This window comes from Gemmobacter lutimaris, from assembly GCF_003570715.1.
Taxonomy (GTDB): Bacteria; Pseudomonadota; Alphaproteobacteria; order Rhodobacterales; family Rhodobacteraceae; genus Gemmobacter; species Gemmobacter lutimaris.
This window is the reverse complement of the sequence record NZ_QXXQ01000004.1, coordinates 323781-341169: the sequence shown is the minus strand read 5'-3', so window position 1 is coordinate 341169 and position 17389 is coordinate 323781. Positions and strand designations below refer to the sequence as shown.

The 17389-nt window shown below is 65.4% G+C and carries 19 protein-coding genes; 10 read left to right on the top strand and 9 right to left on the bottom strand.

Features of this window, described 5'->3' with window-relative positions:
* Nucleotides 1–8: 8 nt before the first annotated feature.
* Entirely contained in the window at nucleotides 9–272 is a 264-nt protein-coding gene (locus D2N39_RS10070; protein ID WP_119134700.1) for a sulfurtransferase TusA family protein, read from the bottom strand.
* A gap of 136 nt (nucleotides 273–408) precedes the next feature.
* Between D2N39_RS10070 and D2N39_RS10065 the strand changes: the two genes are divergently transcribed.
* The 3 genes from D2N39_RS10065 to D2N39_RS10055 all read left to right on the top strand — a co-directional run bounded on the left by D2N39_RS10065 (nucleotide 409) and on the right by D2N39_RS10055 (nucleotide 3890).
* Nucleotides 409–1164, top strand: a complete 756-nt coding sequence (locus D2N39_RS10065; protein ID WP_119134638.1) for a cytochrome c biogenesis CcdA family protein — start codon at nucleotides 409–411, stop codon at nucleotides 1162–1164.
* A 93-nt stretch (nucleotides 1165–1257) separates the two neighbouring features.
* Complete coding sequence (locus D2N39_RS10060) at nucleotides 1258–2514, top strand: hypothetical protein (RefSeq protein WP_233557106.1); 1257 nt, start codon at nucleotides 1258–1260, stop codon at nucleotides 2512–2514.
* Nucleotides 2511–3890, top strand: coding sequence for a cytochrome P450 (locus tag D2N39_RS10055; protein WP_119134637.1), 1380 nt, complete (start codon nucleotides 2511–2513; stop codon nucleotides 3888–3890). Before D2N39_RS10060 ends, D2N39_RS10055 begins: the two co-directional genes overlap by 4 nt.
* A gap of 94 nt (nucleotides 3891–3984) precedes the next feature.
* On the opposite strand, the gene purS is transcribed toward D2N39_RS10055, so the two are convergent.
* Both purS and D2N39_RS10045 read right to left on the bottom strand, forming a co-directional pair.
* The gene (gene purS / locus D2N39_RS10050; protein WP_119134636.1) at nucleotides 3985–4224 is read right to left on the bottom strand and encodes a phosphoribosylformylglycinamidine synthase subunit PurS; all 240 of its coding nucleotides are present in this window, start codon (nucleotides 4222–4224) and stop codon (nucleotides 3985–3987) included.
* Nucleotides 4225–4236: 12 nt separating this feature from the next.
* Nucleotides 4237–5013: a phosphoribosylaminoimidazolesuccinocarboxamide synthase gene (locus D2N39_RS10045; protein WP_119134698.1), complete on the bottom strand. Its 777-nt coding sequence runs from the start codon at nucleotides 5011–5013 to the stop codon at nucleotides 4237–4239.
* A gap of 193 nt (nucleotides 5014–5206) precedes the next feature.
* Between D2N39_RS10045 and D2N39_RS10040 the strand changes: the two genes are divergently transcribed.
* From D2N39_RS10040 to D2N39_RS10030, 3 genes are read left to right on the top strand one after another with little or no spacing between them, the layout of a single operon-like run.
* Nucleotides 5207–5521 carry a DUF1476 domain-containing protein gene (locus tag D2N39_RS10040; protein WP_119134697.1) on the top strand — a complete coding sequence of 105 codons (315 nt, stop codon included), beginning with the start codon at nucleotides 5207–5209 and terminating at the stop codon, nucleotides 5519–5521.
* Between the two features lie 58 nt (nucleotides 5522–5579).
* Nucleotides 5580–6593, top strand: a complete 1014-nt coding sequence (gene bmt, locus D2N39_RS10035) for a betaine--homocysteine S-methyltransferase (protein ID WP_119134635.1) — start codon at nucleotides 5580–5582, stop codon at nucleotides 6591–6593.
* A complete protein-coding gene (locus tag D2N39_RS10030; RefSeq protein ID WP_233557105.1) occupies nucleotides 6586–6999 on the top strand; it encodes a DUF4260 domain-containing protein in 414 nt (137 codons plus the stop codon). The genes bmt and D2N39_RS10030 overlap by 8 nt, the downstream gene beginning before the upstream one ends.
* On the opposite strand, the gene D2N39_RS10025 is transcribed toward D2N39_RS10030, so the two are convergent.
* Complete coding sequence (locus D2N39_RS10025; RefSeq protein WP_119134633.1) at nucleotides 6981–8069, bottom strand: PA0069 family radical SAM protein; 1089 nt, start codon at nucleotides 8067–8069, stop codon at nucleotides 6981–6983. The two genes, D2N39_RS10030 and D2N39_RS10025, sit on opposite strands and share 19 nt — an antisense overlap.
* A gap of 165 nt (nucleotides 8070–8234) precedes the next feature.
* Between D2N39_RS10025 and D2N39_RS10020 the strand changes: the two genes are divergently transcribed.
* The 4 genes from D2N39_RS10020 (at nucleotide 8235) to D2N39_RS10005 (ending at nucleotide 11496) form a co-directional block, all read left to right on the top strand.
* The gene (locus D2N39_RS10020) at nucleotides 8235–8927 is read left to right on the top strand and encodes a corrinoid protein (RefSeq protein WP_054301802.1); all 693 of its coding nucleotides are present in this window, start codon (nucleotides 8235–8237) and stop codon (nucleotides 8925–8927) included.
* A 102-nt stretch (nucleotides 8928–9029) separates the two neighbouring features.
* The gene (locus tag D2N39_RS10015; protein ID WP_119134632.1) at nucleotides 9030–9683 is read left to right on the top strand and encodes a DUF1638 domain-containing protein; all 654 of its coding nucleotides are present in this window, start codon (nucleotides 9030–9032) and stop codon (nucleotides 9681–9683) included.
* Between the two features lie 48 nt (nucleotides 9684–9731).
* Complete coding sequence (locus D2N39_RS10010; protein ID WP_119134631.1) at nucleotides 9732–11108, top strand: FAD-binding oxidoreductase; 1377 nt, start codon at nucleotides 9732–9734, stop codon at nucleotides 11106–11108.
* Nucleotides 11095–11496: an SgcJ/EcaC family oxidoreductase gene (locus tag D2N39_RS10005; RefSeq protein WP_119134630.1), complete on the top strand. Its 402-nt coding sequence runs from the start codon at nucleotides 11095–11097 to the stop codon at nucleotides 11494–11496. Before D2N39_RS10010 ends, D2N39_RS10005 begins: the two co-directional genes overlap by 14 nt.
* Here the strand turns inward: D2N39_RS10005 and D2N39_RS10000 are convergent, their stop codons facing one another.
* The 5 genes from D2N39_RS10000 to ftsZ form a co-directional block, all read right to left on the bottom strand.
* Complete coding sequence (locus tag D2N39_RS10000; RefSeq protein ID WP_082400751.1) at nucleotides 11497–11661, bottom strand: DUF3563 family protein; 165 nt, start codon at nucleotides 11659–11661, stop codon at nucleotides 11497–11499.
* A gap of 110 nt (nucleotides 11662–11771) precedes the next feature.
* On the bottom strand, nucleotides 11772–13415 hold the full coding sequence (recN, locus tag D2N39_RS09995) for a DNA repair protein RecN (protein ID WP_119134696.1): 1644 nt from the start codon (nucleotides 13413–13415) through the stop codon (nucleotides 11772–11774).
* A 51-nt stretch (nucleotides 13416–13466) separates the two neighbouring features.
* Complete coding sequence (locus tag D2N39_RS09990; RefSeq protein WP_119134629.1) at nucleotides 13467–14318, bottom strand: outer membrane protein assembly factor BamD; 852 nt, start codon at nucleotides 14316–14318, stop codon at nucleotides 13467–13469.
* A 163-nt stretch (nucleotides 14319–14481) separates the two neighbouring features.
* Nucleotides 14482–15402: a UDP-3-O-acyl-N-acetylglucosamine deacetylase gene (gene lpxC, locus D2N39_RS09985; protein WP_119134628.1), complete on the bottom strand. Its 921-nt coding sequence runs from the start codon at nucleotides 15400–15402 to the stop codon at nucleotides 14482–14484.
* A 235-nt stretch (nucleotides 15403–15637) separates the two neighbouring features.
* A complete protein-coding gene (ftsZ, locus tag D2N39_RS09980; RefSeq protein ID WP_119134627.1) occupies nucleotides 15638–17290 on the bottom strand; it encodes a cell division protein FtsZ in 1653 nt (550 codons plus the stop codon).
* Nucleotides 17291–17389: the final 99 nt, after the last annotated feature.

The following is a 17389-nucleotide window of genomic DNA, read 5'->3' as shown; positions in this document are numbered from 1 at the left end:
CGCCCCGCTTATTCCATCCCGGACGACTGCGGCTCTGCCTGCGCCGCACCGCGCCGGATGAAATGTGCCACCGCCGCCCCTTCGGGCTTCGCCCCAAGATAGTGATGCCCGGCTCCCGCGCAGAAATGCGGCAAATCGACCGCCGCCATCCCGTCGGTCGCCCGCACCCGCAGCACCATACCCGGCACCAGTGCCATCAGCCGCTTGCGCGCCCGCAAGACCGGCAGCGGGCACAGCAGCCCCTCGCAATCCAGATCGACATCATAGTCCATGCGCCCGGCATAGACCCACGGGCGCATCCGCACCAGATGAAACGCTTCTGACGGCTTAGTGATGCACCGCGACGAGTCGCCCCGGTGACGAATGGGCGGCTTTGGTCTATCACCATCCCGACAGGACGGAGACCCCATGTTCGGCATCGACATATTTGACGCGGGCCTGTTGCCCGCCATGCTCGTGGCGCTGGCCGGGGGCATCCTGTCCTTCCTCAGCCCCTGTGTGCTGCCGATAGTGCCGCCCTACCTTGCCTATATGGGTGGCATTTCCATGCCCGAACTGCGCGAAGGCCAGGCCGCCGCGCGCCGCCGCATCATTCTGCCCGCGCTGTTCTTCGTGCTGGGCCTTTCGACCGTGTTCCTGTTTCTGGGCTTCACCGCCTCGGCCTTTGGCGCATTCTTCCTGAAAAATCAGGAGCTTTTCGCCCGTATCTCCGGCGCGGTGGTTATCGTGCTGGGCCTGCATTTCCTCGGCCTGTTCCGCATCCCGATCCTTGACCGCGAGGCGCGGCTGGATGCGGGCGACCGGGGCGGCTCGGCAGCGGGCGCCTATCTGCTGGGCCTCGCCTTCGCCTTCGGCTGGACGCCCTGCATCGGCCCGCAACTGGGTGCCATTCTGTCGCTGGCCGCGAACGAGGCCAATCTGGCACGCGGCACCGCGCTACTGGCGGTCTATGCGCTGGGTCTGGGCCTGCCCTTTCTACTGGCCGCGCTTTTCATCGAACGCGCCATGGGGGTGATGACCCGGCTGAAACCCTACATGAAAACCATCGAGCGGCTGATGGGCCTGCTGCTGGTCATCGTAGGGCTGGCGCTGGTGACGGGCGCACTGTCGGATTTCTCGTTCTGGCTGCTGGATACCTTCCCCTTCCTCGCCACACTGGGCTGATCCGCCCTTCCCGCCGGGCTTGGCCTTTGCCCTGCCTGCCGCTACCCTAATTTCGCCAGATTGGCCCGGCAGGATGTCCGCCGGAGGAAGCGGATGCGCGACATGCAGGATGATCACGACAGCGGCCCTGAGGGCGGCGGGCCCTTCCGCCGCCGCGTATTCTATATCCCCGGCTACGATCCGATCCATCCCCGCCGTTACCGCGAACTTTACCGCAAGGAGGGCGCGGCGCAGGCTACCCTCTCGGGTTATACGCTGGAGCTGAAGCCCAAGCGCGTGCGCGGCCCCTATGGCTGGCAGGTGCGCGCCACGGTCGAAGGCCGGGCGGTGGAAACCGATGTCGAGGTGCTGGTCTGGTCGGACATCGTGCGCCATTCGATGCACAATTCGATCCCCGCCACCTATGCGCAACTTGTGCACACTGCATGGGCCTATATCGGTTCCGGGGCGCTGTTCCGGCTGATGCGGCTGCGCAAGGGGCCGATCATTGCGGCGCTTTACCCGATCTTCGCGCTGCTGCTGCAACTGGTGCTGGCACTGGCCGTCGGGGGCGCTCTGTGGTGGATCACCCGCACCACCCTGCCCGGCTGGCCGGGGCGGATCGGCGGCTTCGCCCTTGGCCTTGCCGTGGCCGGCCTGATCCTGCGTTGGTTCAAGCGCAAGGATGGCAAATTCTATGCCTATTACCTCATGCACGACTACGCCTTCTCGGCCCGGTCGAAAGGTGCCAACCCGCCCGAACTTGAAGCGCGGATGACCGCCTTTCGCCACACCGTCACCGAGGCCCTGACCGGCCCCTATGACGAGGTGCTGGTCGTTGGCCATTCCTCGGGCGCGCATCTCGCGGTGTCGATCCTCGCCGATCTGATCCGCGAGGGGCTGCCCGAACCGCGCCCGGCGCTGTCTTTCCTGTCGCTGGGCCAGGTGGTGCCCATGGTCAGCTACCTGCCCGAGGCGAAGCGCCTGCGCGGCGATCTGGCCTTCCTGTCCACACGACCGGAACTGACATGGATCGACGTCACCGCGCCGGGCGATGGCTGCGCCTTCGCGCTCTGCGATCCGGTGGCGGTATCGGGCGTGGCACCCGAAGGCCAGATCTGGCCGCGCATCTATTCCGCAGCCTTCACGCAGACCCTGAAGCCCGAAACATGGGAGGCGCTGAAGCGGCGCTATTTCCGGCTGCATTTCCAGTATCTCTGCGCCTTCGACAACCTGCCCGGCGCCCCTTGGGATTACGACTATTTCCGCGTCACCGCCGGGCCACTGACATTGGCTGAACGCTTTGCCGGGCGGCCCGAGTCCAAAGGCCGCATTGACCGCGCTGCCAACCGCTTTACCACTGTGGCATGACCGCCACCCCGCCCCTGCCCCCGAAACCGCCCGCCCGCCCTGACCGGGTGTCGCTGTGGCGCTATCTGCGGCTGTTCCGGCGCGACATCCTGTCGGCCCAGCCCGCACGGCTTTACCGGGCATGGATGGCAGAATTCCGCACCCCGTTCTTTCGCAGCTACATGTGTAACGACCCGGCGCTGGTCGATCTGGTGTTGAAGGAACGCCCCCGCGATTTCCCGAAATCCAACCGCATCCGCGAGGGGTTGACCCCGCTTCTGGGCAATTCTGTCTTCGTCACCAATGGCGAGACGTGGGAACGCCAGCGCCGCATCATCGACCCCGCCTTCGAAGGTGGACGCCTGCGCGATACCTTCCCCGCCATGCGCGCCGCAGCCGAGGCGATGGTGGCCCGGCTCGCCCCCCGCGCCGATGGCAAGCCGGTGGAAATGGAGTTCGAGGCCAGCCACGCCGCCGCCGATGTGATCTTCCGCACGCTGTTCTCGCTCCCCATTCAGGATGAAACTGCCAGCGCGGTGTTCCATGAATTCCGACGGCACCAGCAGGAGCAGCCGATCCTGAACCTCGCAGCCTTCCTACCGCTGCCGCGCTGGATGCCGCGCTTTCACAGCCGCACCACCCGCCACACCGCCGCCCGCATCCGTCAGTTGATCGAGCACCTCACCGCCACCCGCGCCACCGAAATCGCCACGGGCACCGCGCCGGACGATCTGGCAACCAAGATCATGACCTTCCCCGACCCGCAGACCGGCGCGCGCTTCAATACCGCCGAAATGGTGGATCAGGTGGCGATCTTCTTTCTGGCGGGGCATGAGACCTCGGCCTCTGCCCTCGCCTGGGCTCTTTATCTGCTGGCGACACACCCCGACTGGCAGGAAAGACTGGCAGCCGAAGCACAGGAGCAACTGGGCGAAACCGCGGATTTCACCGTGATGGGGCGGCTGAAACTCGCCCGCGCCGTCTTCCGCGAGGCGATGCGGCTTTACCCGCCGGTGCCGATGATGGTGCGGCAAACCCGCTGCCCGGTGCGCCTGCGTGACCGCGCGGCGCCGAAGGGCGCGCAGATCGTGCTCTCCCCCTGGCACCTGCACCGCCATGAACGGCTGTGGGACAATCCTGACGGTTTCGACCCCGCCCGATTTGACACGGAAAACGGCCGCGCGGGGCTGCGCCATGCCTATATCCCCTTCTCGGCCGGGCCGCGCGTCTGCCCCGGCGCGGGCTTTGCCATGGTGGAAGGGCCGCTTCTGCTGGCGATGCTGCTGCGCGATTTCCGGCTGACTGCCCTGCCCGACCGCGTGCCGGTGCCCGCCGCGCATCTTACGGTGCGGTCCGCCACTGGCATCTGGCTGAAACTGGAACGGCGCACGAGCTGACCGCCCGCGCGCCGCAAATCTTTTCCTGAAAAGATTTGCAAATTTCTTCAGAAAGAAATTTGCGCCTCCCCCGACCGTCAGGTCGGAACGGAGATCAAATCAGCTCGACCGAATATTTCTCGATCACGGTATTGGCCAGCAGCTTTTCGCACATGGCCTTGACTTCATCCTCGGCCTTGGCACGATCCGTCGCGGTCAGGTCCAGTTCGATCACCTTGCCCTGACGCACCGCTTCGACCCCTTCGAAGCCAAGCGTGCCCAGCGCGCGGCGCACCGCCTCGCCCTGCACATCCAGAACGCCGGTTTTCAGCATCACGGTCACACGCGCTTTCATCGTCAGGGCCTTTCAGTTGATGAGGGTCGGCTTGGTGGTATGGGTCACGTTGGAGGGCAGAACACCCAGCCGCCGCGCCAGTTCGGTATAGACATCGTTCAACGGGCCAGGCTCGCGCACCTGGCCTTCGCGGTCCGGGGTTTCCAGCCCCCGCAGATCCCACAGGCGGCAATTGTCGGGGCTGATCTCGTCGGCAACGATCAGGCGCATGTAATCGCCTTCCCAGATCCGGCCGACCTCGATGCGGAAATCCATCAGCCGGACGCCGACGCCCAGCATCACGCCCGACAGGAAATCGTTCACCCGCAGCGCCAGCGCAACCATGTCATCCAGATCCTGCTGGTTGGCCCAGCCGAAGGCGACGATATGTTCCTCGGCCACCATGGGCGAACCGAGCTTTTCGTCCTTGTAGTAATATTCGACGATCGGACGCGGCAGGGCGGTGCCTTCCGGGATGCCAAGGCGCTGCGAAATCTCGCCTGCCGCGAAATTGCGCACCACCACATCCACCGGTAGGATTTCCGCCATGCGGACCAGTTGCTCGCGCATGTTGAGGCGGCGCATGAAATGCGTGGGCACGCCGATGGCATTCAGCCCCGCCATGAAAAACTCGGACAGACGGTTGTTCAGGACGCCCTTGCCCTCCAGACCCTTGCCATCCGTTCCCTGGTTCGGCGCCTGTTCGGATTGCGCGGCATCGTCCTTGAAATACTGGATCAGGGTGCCCGGCTCCGGCCCTTCGTAAAGGATCTTCGCCTTGCCTTCGTAGACCTTCTTCCGACGTGCCATGAACTTTCCCGAATCGCGCTGGGGCGGAAGGTTCCGCACCCCCGCCCATCTGCGCGCGTCATAGTGGAAGTGCCGCGCCGCCGCAAGGTTTAGCGCCATCGCGCCACCTCCGCGCCTCTCGGCCCTTGCGGCAGGGGCCACGGGCGGGCATATGGAAAGCAACCGGAACCATTTTATTTCAGGGGGCCTTGCCATGACCACCTTCGACGACCGCGAACAGGCATTCGAAGCCAAATTCGCCCATGACGCCGACATGCAGTTCAGGGCCGAGGCCCGTCGTAACAAGCTGGCCGGTCTCTGGGCCGCCGAGCTTCTGGGCAAGTCGGGCGACGAGGCTGCCGAATATGCGATGACCGTGGTCGCCGCCGATTTCGAGGAAGCGGGTTCCGAGGATGTGGTGCGCAAGCTGGCGGCCGATCTGGGGGACCGTGCCAGCGCCGATGCGATCCGCGCCAAGCTGGCCGAGCTGCTGCCGGTCGCCAAGGCGCAACTGATGTCGGAACAGTAATTCCCTTACCGATTTCCCGGCTGCCCGGCCTTCGGGCAGCCTACCCTTGCGAGGCGACATGACCGACGCACTTTCCCGCCTACTGGCATCGCGCGACTGGCTGATGGCCGATGGCGCCACCGGAACCAACCTGTTCAACATGGGGCTTTCGTCCGGCGACGCGCCCGAATTGTGGAACACAGACCAGCCCGACAACATCCGCGCACTTTATCGCGGCGCGGTGGAGGCCGGGTCCGACATTTTCCTGACCAATACTTTCGGCGGCAATGCAAGCCGGTTGAAGCTGCACGGCGCGCAGGGCCGCGTGCGCGAGTTGAACCGCGTGGGCGCCGCGCTTGGACGTGAAATCGCCGATGCCTCGGGGCGCACCGTTGTCGTGGCAGGGTCGGTCGGGCCGACGGGTGAGATCATGGCGCCTATGGGCAGCCTGACGCATGAACTGGCGGTGGAAATCTTCCATGAACAGGCCGAGGGCCTGAAGGAAGGCGGTGCCGATGTGCTTTGGGTCGAAACCATCTCGGCCCCTGAGGAATACAAGGCGGCGGCCGAGGCGGCGGCCCGTGCCAATATGCCCTGGTGCGGCACCATGAGCTTTGACACGGCAGGCCGAACCATGATGGGCGTGACCTCGGCCGATCTGGCGACGCTGGTGGAAAAGCTGCCGAATCCGCCGATCGCCTTCGGTGCCAATTGCGGCGTGGGCGCCTCCGATCTGATGCGCACCGTTCTGGGTTTCTTCGCCCAGGGCACCGAACGCCCCGTCATCGCCAAAGGCAATGCCGGTATCCCGAAATACAAGGACGGCGCCATCGTCTATGACGGTACGCCCGAACTGATGGCCGAATATGCCGTGCTGGCCCGCGATGCCGGCGTGCGCATCATCGGCGGCTGCTGCGGCACCATGCCCGAACACCTGCGCGCCATGCGTGCCGCGCTGGAAAGCCGCCCCAAGGGCCCGCGCCCCACGCTGGACGACATCTCGTCGCGGCTGGGTGGCTTCTCCTCGGCATCGGATGGCACGGGCGAGGATGCGGGCAGCGCGCGCCGCGAACGGCGCGGACGGCGTGGCTGACCGGAACCGGCCAGACCGGGGCACGACCCTGTGGCAAAAGGCCGAGGGCGCGGCGGTTTTCCTCTGCGCCCTTTGGCTCTACTTCACAGGGCCACAGCCCCTGCCCATGGTCGCGCTGCTTCCGGTGTTCCTTGCACCCGACCTGAGCTTCTTCGCCTATCTGGCGGGGCCGCGCGTCGGGGCTTTCGGTTACAACCTCGTGCATCATTACGGCTGTGGCGCGCTTCTGCTGGCCTTGGGGGGCTGGTTTCAGATTGCCCTGCTGTCGGGACTTGGCCTGCTGTGGCTGGCGCATGTCGGCTTTGACCGGATGCTGGGCTACGGGCTGAAGGAAACGCGGGGCTTCGGCTTTACCCATCTTGGACGTATTGGCCAGAAGCGCCCGGCTCAGAACAATGTCAACTGATCCCCGGCACGCGGCGGCGGGCGGAACAGGTCGCGGCGCAGCGGCGGTTGCGGCACGGTCAGCCCCAATCTTGTGACCGCCTTGTCAAAGCGTTGCGCCACAAGGTCAGACCAGATCCCCTCTCCCCGCATCCGGCGCCCCCATTGCGCATCGTAAAGCTTGCCGCCGTGCAATTCGCGGATGCGCGCCAGCACCTTTTCGGCACGGCCCGGCACCCGGGCGCGCAACCAGTCCTCTACAAGCGGCGCCACTTCCAGCGGCAGGCGCAGCATGATCCAGCTGGCCGCAACTGCCCCGGCATCGCGGGCGGCTGACAGGATCGCCTCAAGCTCGGGGTCGGTCAGGCCGGGGATGACGGGCGCCACCATCACCCGCACCGGCACGCCCGCCGCGCTGAGCCGGCGGATCGCCTCCAGCCGACGCGCAGGCGCGGGCGCGCGCGGCTCCATCGCGCGGGCAAGCCGGGCGTCCAGCGTGGTGACAGTGATTCCGACCCGCGCCAGCCCAAGCGCCGCCATCGGCGCCAGCAGATCCAGATCACGTTCGACCAGCATGCCACGCGTGGTGATCGCCAGCGGGTGCTGCCAGTCATGCATCACCTGCACCACCTTGCGCGTGACCCGATACGCCTTTTCTACCGGCTGATAGGGGTCGGTATTGGTGCCAAGCGCCAGCGGAGCCACCTCATACCCCTTCCGCCCGATCTCGCGTTCCAGCACCGCGCCAATACCGGGGCGCGCGATCAGCCGGGTTTCGAAATCCAGCCCCGGCGACAGGTTCAGATAGGCATGGGTCGGGCGGGCGTAACAATAGATGCAACCGTGCTCGCAGCCGCGATAGGGATTCACGCTGCGGTCGAAAGGAAGGTCAGGCGATTTGTTCCAGGTTAGGGCCGAACGCGGGCGTTCCACCCGCACCTCGGTTTCCAGCAGCCGCTCCTCTTCGGCGATGTCCCAGCCGTCATGTTCCGCCACGCGGCGCTCCGGCTCGAACCGGCCGGATTCATTGGCCAGAGCCCCGCGCGCGCGCAGCCGCAGTTCCGGCCGGAGGGTGCTGTCTTTTTCCACCATCCGCGCATTAGAACATAAAGTGAACAAATCACAAGCCCCGGCATCGGGATTCTGCCCGCGATTCGGGTCTCTGTCGTCTTTGTTCGGCCCGATGTCGCAAAGCGAAAAGTCCCCGCGTCGCTTCCGTCGCATTGAAGCGATAACACTTTCCGCAGGAGCGCGCCGATGGCCGACGAAGACGATATCATCCTGTCCGAACTGAATGACGAAGAGCTTGTCCTTCAGATGCATGACGACCTCTATGACGGTCTGAAGGAAGAGATCGAAGAGGGCGTGAACATCCTGCTGGAACGCGGCTGGGCCCCCTATGACGTGCTGACCAAGGCGCTCGTCGCTGGCATGACCATTGTCGGCGCCGACTTCCGTGACGGCATCCTGTTCGTTCCCGAAGTGCTTCTGGCAGCCAACGCCATGAAGGCGGGTATGGCGATCCTCAAGCCGCTCTTGGCCGAAACCGGCGCGCCGCGCATGGGCAAGATGGTTATCGGCACCGTGAAGGGCGACATCCACGACATCGGCAAGAACCTTGTCGGCATGATGATGGAAGGCGCCGGGTTCGAGGTGCTGGATCTGGGCATCAACAACTCGGTCGAGAAATACCTTGAGGCGCTGGAAGCAGAACAGCCCGACATCCTCGGCATGTCGGCCCTGCTGACCACCACCATGCCCTACATGAAAGTCGTGATCGACACGATGAAAGAAAAGGGCATGCGCGAGGATTACATCGTTCTGGTCGGTGGCGCGCCGCTGAACGAGGAATTCGGCAAGGCCATCGGTGCCGACGCCTATTGCCGCGACGCGGCCGTGGCGGTGGAAACCGCAAAGACCATGGTTGCGCGCAAGCACAACACGCTCTGATCCCGCAGGAACTGCGGATCAAGGCCCCGGCGTGCGAACGTCCGGGGCCTTTGTCTTTCGGGGCCTCCGCCCCATATCTCTGTCAGAGCCCTGGAGCCCGCGATGACCGACACGCTGCCCGACGACAACACCCTGACCGAGGCCGGGCTTGCCCCCGAGGCCCGCACGGGCCGTGTGCTGCTGATCGCCTGTGGCGCACTGGCGCATGAGGTGCTTGCGGTGAAACGCGCGGGCGGCTGGGATCATCTGGACCTGCAATGCCTGCCCGCCAATCTGCATCTCTGGCCCGACCGCATCCCGGCGGCCGTTGAGGCCGCCGTGGCCGAGGCAAGGCACACCTATCAGCAGGTTTTCATCCTTTACGCCGATTGCGGCACCGGCGGGCTTTTGCAGCAGAAATGCCGCGATTTGCGCGTCGAGATGCTGGAAGGCCCGCATTGCTATTCCTTCTTCGAAGGCAATGACCGTTTCGCCGAAATCGCGGAAACCGAGATCACTGCCTTCTACCTGACCGATTTCCTTGTCCGGCAGTTCGATGCCTTCGTCTGGCGCCCGATGGGCTTCGACAAACACCCCGAGCTGATCCAGATGATGTTCGGCAACTACGACAAGCTGGTTTATCAGGCGCAGACCGATGATCCGGTTCTGGATGCCAAGGCGCAGGCGGCGGCGGAACGGCTGGGTCTGGCCTATGAACGGCGCTTCACCGGATACGGCGATCTGGCCGTGGAAATCGAGCGGATTGCCGCGCGCTGAGGTGGCGCCCCCTTCCCCTGCCGCAAGCCCGCGCCTAAGGTCGCCGCCATGAGTGACGCGCATTCCGAACTATCCGCCCTGATGGGGCCCCGCTACAGCCGCAGCGCCGCAGACCGCGACGCCCATGCGCAAAGCGAAACCCATGTCAGCGCCGGGCCGCCCGAGGGCGTGGCCTGGCCCGAAACCACCGAGGAGGTGGCGGCGATCCTGCGCATTTGCCACGCCCACCGCCTTCCCGTGGTGGGCTGGGGCGCGGGCACTTCGCTGGAGGGGCATGCGCTGGCGCTGCACGGCGGTATCAGCGTCGATTTCACCCGCATGACCCGCATCGTCGAATTGCGCCCCGAGGATATGCTGGTGCGCGTGCAACCCGGCATCACGCGCGAGGATCTGAACCGCGAACTCCGCGCGACGGGACTGTTCTTCCCGGTCGATCCCGGCGCCAATGCGACGCTGGGCGGCATGGCGGCCACCCGCGCCTCGGGCACGACGGCGGTGCGCTATGGCACGATGCGGCAGGCCGTGCTGGGGCTTGAGGCAGTCCTAGCCGATGGCACCGTCATCCGCACCGGCAGCGCCGCGCCGAAATCCAGCGCGGGTTATGATCTGACTGCGCTGCTGGTCGGGTCAGAGGGCACGCTGGCGCTGATCACCGAACTGACCCTGCGCCTGCATGGCCAGCCCGAGGCCGTCTCTGCCGCCGTCTGCGGCTTTGCCGATATGGCAGGCGCCGTCGATTGCGTGATCGAAACGATCCAGAGCGGCATTCCCATGGCGCGGATCGAGTTTCTGGATACCACCGCTGTCGCCGCCTGCAATGCCCATGCCGGGCAGGATCTGCCCGCGATGCCGCATCTGATGGTGGAATTTCACGGTTCTGCCGCAGGTGTCGCCGAACAGGCGCAACGCTTTGGCGAGATCGCGGCCAGCCAAGGCTCTGCCGGTTTCCGCTGGGCGGAAAAAACCGAAGATCGCAATGCTCTGTGGAAGATGCGGCACAATGCCTATCCGGCCTGCCTTGCCTCGCGCCCCGGCGCCACCGCCATTGTCACCGATGTCTGCGTGCCGATTTCACGTCTGGCCGAGGCCGTGGAGGACACCCGCGCCGACATCGCGGCCAGCGGCCTGCCCGGCCCGATCCTCGGCCATGTCGGCGACGGCAACTTCCACGCCATCCTGCTGATCGACCCGGCTTCGGCCGGGGAGCGCGCAACTGCCAAGGCGCTGGCCGCCCGCATGGCGGAACGCGCGCTGCGGCTGGGCGGCACGATCACCGGCGAACACGGGATCGGGATGGGCAAGCTTGATTACATGCCTGCCGAACACGGGCCTGCATGGGCGGTCATGGGTGCCGTGAAACGCGCGCTCGATCCGCTGAACCTGATGAACCCCGGAAAGCTGGTGCCGCCGCATGACCCCGTCTGAAACGACCACCGCCGATGATTTCACGCGCGCCTTCGCCCGCGCATGGACGGCACAGGATGCCAAGGCACTGGCCGATCTGATGGCCGAGGATGGCGATCTGGTCAGCCTGACCGGCCGCTGGGCCGAGGGCCGCAAGGACATCGCCGCGACCTTTGCCGCTGAATTTGCCGGAACGCTGGCCCGCGCCCGTCTGGTGACGGGGCGGGCAAAGCTGCGGCAACTGGGGCCGCAGGTCGCCGTTCTGCATCAACGCTTCGTTCTGTCCGGCCTGATCGACCCGCAGGGCGCTGATCTGGGCCGCGTCGGTGTCGTTCTTGTGGCGACACTGATGATCACCCCGCAAGGCTGGCGGGCCGCCGCGCTGCAATTCTGCGCGGCGGAAGGCTGATCAGTAGTAGTAAGCGAAATTGCGGCGGAACTTGCCCGCGTCGATTTCGTGCTGCCGATATTCCAGATCGTAGCGATCGCGCGCGCCTTCCAGATAGGCCATCTCCAGCTCCTCGGTGCTGGGGATACGGAAAGACCGCAGGAAGCGGGACATCTTGTTCATCATGGCAAAACCCTCTTGATGGTTCAGCCTCCCTGACCCCAAGATAGGTCAGCACACCTGACAGAACAATTGCAAACGGCGCCCTGCCGCCCTGCACTTGCTGCAACGCAGCATCACCCGTCGAGCAGCGCCATCGCCGCCGCCCGCGCGGCATCCGACACAGTATCGCCCGCCAGCATGCGGCCAATTTCCTCGACCCGCGCTTCGGCGCCCAAGGGGGTCACGGTTGAAAGCGTCATGTCCCCCTCGACCCGCTTTTCCACCCGCCAGTGATGTGCCCCCAAAGCCGCCACCTGCGGGCTGTGGGTGACGACCAGAACCTGCGCCCCATCGGCCAGCGCCTTCAGCCGCCGCCCCACCGCATCCGCGGTTGCGCCACCAACACCCCTGTCGATCTCATCAAAAATCAGCGTCATGCCGGGCGTATCGCCAGTCAGGCAGACCTTCAGCGCCAGCAAGAAGCGGCTGAGTTCGCCCCCGCTGGCGATCCGGTTCAGCGGGCCGGCGGGCGCACCGGGGTTGGTGGCGACGGTGAAAGCCACCGCATCCTGCCCCTCCGGCCCCGCTTCGCCCGGCGCCACCTCGGTCACAAAGACTGCGCGTTCCATCTTCAACGGCGCGAGTTCCGCCGCCATGGCGGCATCCAGCCGCCCCGCCGCTGCCTTGCGCACCTCGGTCAGCCGCGCGGCCTCGGCCCGATAGGCATTTTCTGCAAGCGTCACCTCGCGCGTCAGCCGCGCCACGGTTTCGGCTCCGCCATCCAGCGCCGCCAGACGATTGCGCAGGGTGATGGCATGGGTGCCCAGATCGTCGGGCAGCACGCCATGCTTGCGCGCCAGCGCCCGAATGGCGAACAGCCGTTCCTCGATCACCTCAAGCTCAGCCGGGTTGACGTTAAGCCCGGTCAGGCAGCGTTCCACGCCCTGTTGCGCCTCGGCCAACTCGTGCAGCGCCCGGTTCAATGCCGCCAAGGGTGCCTCCAGCGCGCCTTCGGCCTGATCGGCAGCCCCTTCCAGACGGCGCAGCGCATCGAACAACAGGCCCTCGGCGCCCTGATCGGACAGCGCGTCATGCGCGCGGGCAACATCGGCGCGGATCTTTTCAGCCGCCTGCATGGAACGGCGGCGCACATCCAGTGTGGCTTCCTCGCCCGGTTCCGGATCAAGCTTGTCCAGTTCCGCCACTGCGTGCCGCAGGAAATCTTCTTCCGCCTGTACAGCGGCAAGGGCCGCCTGCGCCTCTTCCAGCCGCTTGCGCGCGCGCCCCAGCGCGCCCCACGCCGCACGGGCAGGTGCCAGATCCAGGCCGACGAATGCATCCAGCATCTGCCGGTGCCCGCGGGGGTTCAGCAGGCCCCGGTCATCATGCTGGCCATGCAGTTCCACCAGCGTATCCGACAGCGCCCGCAGCACCTCGCCCGACACACGGCGGTCATTGACCCAGGCTGTCTTGCGGCCATCGGCATGGTTCACACGACGGAAGATCAACTCCTCCTCGACCTCGATGCCATATTCCTCCAGCACCGCATGGGCCGGATGGCCCGGCGCCAGATCGAAAACCGCCGTCACCTCGCCCTTTTCGGCACCTGCGCGCACCAGCTCGGCCCGGCCGCGCCAGCCCAGCACAAAACCCAGACTGTCCAGCAGGATCGACTTGCCCGCGCCGGTTTCGCCGGTCAGAACGTTCAGGCCCGGCTGGAACGCCAGCGCGAGCCTGTCAATGATAAGCATGTCGCGGATGTCGAGCGAGCGGAGCATCGTCAGTTCCAAAGAAAGGCCCGAACCGGAAGAGGGGTGGGCCCCCTCCCCTTACAGCCACTCGCCCCTGATCATCTGGCGATAGACCTTGGCCAGCCAGCTGTTACCCTTGACCTTCGGCTCCAGCCCCCGCTTGGTCAGCAGCTTGTAGCTGTCTTCATAGAACGGGCTGGACTGGTAGTTGTGACCCAGAATTGCACCGGCCGTCTGCGCCTCGTCATTCAGGCCCAGACCCAGATAGGCCTCGACCAGACGATGCAGCGCCTCGGCGGTGTGGGTGGTGGTCTGGAAATCCTGCACCACCACACGGAAACGGTTGATCGCGGCGGTATAATGGCGCTGCTTGAGGTAGTAGCGGCCGATTTCCATTTCCTTCGCCGCCAGATGGTCGAAGGCCAGATCGAATTTGAGCATTGCCGAACGGGCATATTCGCTGTCGGGATACTGTTCGATCACGTCGCGCAGCGCCTGAAGCGCCTGGAAGGTCAGGCCCTGATCGCGGCCAACCTCGTCGATCTGGTCGTAATAGCTGAGCGCCATGAGGTATTTGGCATAAGCCGCATCCTCGTCACCCGGATAGAAATCGAGGAACCGCTGCGCCGCCTGCCGCGCCTCTTCGTAGTCGCGGTTCTTGTGATAGGTGAAGGCCTGCATGATCAGCGCGCGGCGGGCCCAGTCGGAATAGGGGTAAAGCCGCTCCACCTCGGTGAAATAGTGGATCGCGCTTTTGGGGTTGCGTTCGCCTTCCAGCGTCAGCTCGCCCTTCTTGTAGATCTGCTCGGCGCTGAGCGTATCAAGCGGCACTTCCTTGCTGGCAGCACCACCGCCCCCGCCGCAACCGGCAAGCATACCTACCAGAAGCAGGCCGCCCAGAACAGCCGCGCCCGATTTTCCGCCCGTCATCTCTTGCACATCTGCCTCGTCACTTCCGGGCCTTGCGGGTAAAAGTCCCGCGCGGCTTGGTCCCTGACGGCGGCACCGCCAAGGCTGTTCGGCTTGTCCTAGCATGAAAAACGGGAGAGGCAAAACGCCTTTCTTGCCACCAGCCCGCGGCATCCACCCGGCGTCAGTGATGCACGGGCAGGTCGCCCGGATGCACACCCATACCGGGCAGTTTGCAACCCGTGACGGTGCCGCAATCCACCACCATCCACGCCGCAGGATCGGAAAACAGCGTGCGCAGCAGGCGGTTGGTCATCGCATGGCCGGCGCGAATGCCGGTGTAGCGGCCCAGAATCGGGCCACCGGCCAAAGCCAGATCGCCCAGCGCATCCAGCATCTTGTGGCGCACGGGCTCATCCGCATGGCGCAGCCCGCCAGGGCTGAGCACCTGACCGTTTTCAAACACCACGGCGTTTTCCAGCGTGCCGCCCAGTGCGAGCCCATTGGCGCGCATCCGGTCCACATCGGCCTGAAGGCAGAAGGTGCGGCTGTCACACAGTTCCCGAACGAAGGCGCCGTTGGCCATGTTCAGCGTCTTGGTCTGACGACCAATCGCAGCTTCGGCAAAGTCGATGCGAAAGTCGATTTCCAGCATGTCAGAGGGTTCAAGCCGCGCGACAGCCTCACCCTCGCGCACCTCGACCGACTTCAGCACGCGGATGGCGCGCACCGGCGCTGCTTGTTCGATCAGGCCGACCTCCAGAAAGCGTTCAACAAAGGGCACGGCGGACCCGTCAAGGATCGGCACTTCCGGCCCGTCAATCTCGATCACAGCATTGTGGATGGCACAGCCTGCCAGCGCGGCCATGATATGTTCGATGGTCGAAACGCTGCTTCCTGCTGCATTGGCGACCAGCGTGCAAAGCTTGGAGGGCACCACCGCATCCCAGCGCGCCGGAATATCGGCCTCGGCGGCGGGCAGGTCGGCGCGGCGGAACAGGATGCCCGAATCCGCCGGGGCCGGATGCACGATCATGCGCACCGGATGGCCGGAATGCAGGCCGAGCCCTTCGAAGACAGCGGCGGATTTCAACGTGTTCTGCACGTCAGCGGACCTTCGATTGTTCCCCTCGCGGTCCCTGCCATGACTGGCGCAAAACCGCTCAGTTTAGGTAATTCCGATGGGGTCAGACCTCAACTCACACATTGTGACGAGATGTAACACTGGATGAAACACAGCGGGACAATCCGCCGACACAGGTATAACAGCATGTTTTTACATACAAAAAGGCCCGCTTCCGCGGGCCCCTTCCGAAATAATGTGACCTGCTTTCCTTAGGTCAGTTCGCTTGCCGACGCAGGAAAGCCGGGATCTCGATCCGCTCCTGATCCGCCGAAAGTTCCTGCTCGTCGTCATAGGCCTGCACCTGCGGCTGCTGACGCGGCACAGGGCGTTCGGCCGCCGGTTCCGCCGCATGGCCCGCCATGCGGTTGATCAGCGAACCGATCCCGAAGCGCGGTTTTTCCTGCGCGCGGGCGGGCGCAGCCGGGGCTTGCGGCGCGGCAGCCGGGCGCTGGGCGGCGGGCGGGGCCTTGCTGACAGCGGCTTGCAGACGGGCCAGCGCCTCGGGCGAGGGTTGACCGGCAGCACGCGGGCGCGGGGCGACGAAATTGCCCGCATCGGCATCATGTGCCGAGAAGGTGCGAGCCTGCGGCGCCGGTTGTTGCGCGGCGGGCTGCGGACGATAGGCCGGGGGCGGCATGTCATCCACGGCCTCATCCTCATGCATCGGTTCGAAGCCCGCAGCGGGAGTGTCGAACAGCGCGGCCTGTTGCGGCTGCGGGGCCGGGGCAACCGGCGCGGCCGCCTGCTGCGCGGGCACCACCTGCACCGTCACGGCCGGGCGCGGCTCGGCTGCGCGCACTTCCACACGCGGCTCGGGCTTTTGCTCGGGCGCGGGGGCGAAGCTGGGCGCGGCACTGCCCATCGGGCGGCGCGTCGGGGTTTCGGCACGGTTCGAGGCCGAGGCGTCGATGCCGGTCGCCACGACCGACACGCGGATCGCGCCTTCCATTTCCGGGTCGAGGGTGGAACCGACGATGATATTGGCGTCGGGGTCCACCTTTTCACGGATGATGTTCGCGGCCTCGTCCAGTTCGAACAGGGTCAGATCATAGCCGCCGGTAATGTTGATCAGCACCCCCTTGGCGCCGTTCAGGCTGATTTCATCCAGCAACGGGTTGGCAATCGCCTTCTCGGCGGCCTGCACGGCGCGATCTTCGCCCGTGGCCTCACCCGTGCCCATCATCGCCTTGCCCATCTCGTCCATCACAGCGCGCACGTCCGCGAAGTCGAGGTTGATGAGACCCGGCCGCACCATCAGATCGGTCACGCCCTTTACGCCCTGATACAGCACGTCGTCCGCCATGGCGAAGGCTTCGGTAAAGGTGGTGCGTTCATTGGCCAGACGGAACAGGTTCTGGTTCGGAATGATGATCAACGTATCGACCACCTTCTGAAGCGCCTCGATCCCTTCTTCGGCCTGCTTCATCCGCTTGTTGCCCTCGAACTGGAAGGGCTTGGTCACGACGCCGACGGTCAGCACACCCAGCTCACGCGCGGCCTGCGCGATGATCGGCGCGGCGCCGGTGCCGGTGCCGCCGCCCATCCCGGCAGTGATGAAACACATATGGACCCCGGCAAGGTGATCGACGATCGCCTCGATGGTTTCTTCGGCGGCCGCGGCACCGACCGTGGGACGCGCCCCCGCGCCCAGACCTTCGGTCACGCGCGGCCCCATCTGGATGCGGGCCCCGGCGCGCGACTGTTGCAGCGCCTGCGCATCGGTATTGGCGACGACGAACTCCACACCCTCGAGGTTTTTCTCGATCATGTTATCGACGGCGTTGCCGCCTGCCCCGCCCACACCGAACACGGTGATGCGCGGCTTCAACTCTTCACTCTGGGAGGTCATCATCAGATTCAGTGCCATTGCAAATCCGCCTGCTTGTCTTGGGGCCGCCGTTTTCTCGTTCTCGATCAGGATTTTGCCTGTGCCTGTCCCGCACGCCGGAATCCTGAATTATCCGCA